General features: G+C 35.5%; 1 protein-coding gene. It reads right to left on the bottom strand.

Translation table 11 applies throughout. The features are described from left to right. Nucleotides 1-985, bottom strand: a 985-nt coding sequence (locus tag D9V41_RS17895; protein WP_166376079.1) for a hypothetical protein, incomplete at both ends; no start/stop codon positions are given.

Genomic DNA, 985 nt, shown 5'->3' with positions numbered 1-985 from the left:
ACAACTTGCAGATTACTGATGTTAAGCTCACTGGTCTATAATTTTCTGCCTTCTTTCTTGATCCCTTTTTAAATAATGGTATGACATTTGCTTCTTTCCATTCTACTGGAACAACTCCCTGTTTTAATGATAAGTTGAATACTGTTGCAAGCGGTATGCTAATTTGCTCTACAGTCTCCAATAGCAATTTGGGTGGAATCCCATCCACTCCAGGTGATTTATTATCTTTCATTGTCTTTATTTTATTAGCTACCATTTCCGGGGTTACAATTAACTGCCCTAAATAGTCGTCTGATTCTGTATCCATGAACTTAGTCTCTGGTATTGGCAATGAGCTGACTTCTTCCCTGGTAAAAACTGAACTGAAATACTCATTCAGACTTTCTGCCATTAAACATCCCTCTGATATTATTTTTCCAGCACTGTCCTCTAGTGGACCGACCTTATCCTGAACTTTCTGTTTGCTCCGGACATATGCATAAAAACTCTTGCTGTCATGTTTTATGTTACATGCTAATTTCTGTTCATAGCTTCTCTTTGAGTTTCTAATTTCTGCTGTAGCTTGATTAAGTGCTTCTTTGTAACTGTTGTAGCTGTCTTCATTTCCAGTAAGTCTGTATAATTTCCACATTAATTGTTTATACTTTATTTTTCTAATGGCTTCTTTTGATAAATGTTTCTTTCTGGACCGTCTTCCTATTTTCTTCAATGGAATACATTTATCAATGATGCATTCAATTTCACCCTTTAAAATATTCCAGCATTCTATTGCTGTCTTGTTCTTCAGTGTGTTATCCCAGTCTATCTTTGCTAAATATTTCCTCATATCCTTATATCGTCCTTTGTGGAAGTTTCTCCTGTACCGCTTTTTATTATTCCCTTCTGATTTTACTGTAATGGTAAAATGTACCTGGTTATGATCATTACTTCCCAGTGGCTCACATATCTTGACATTGTCAACTAATTCATTCTGTGATGATAGAAC

It is taken from the genome of Aeromicrobium phragmitis (assembly GCF_003674095.1).
GTDB classification, from domain to species: domain Bacteria; phylum Actinomycetota; class Actinomycetes; order Propionibacteriales; family Nocardioidaceae; genus Aeromicrobium; species Aeromicrobium phragmitis.
The sequence above is the reverse complement of the archived record's forward strand: the minus strand, read 5'-3'. Positions and strand labels throughout refer to the sequence as shown.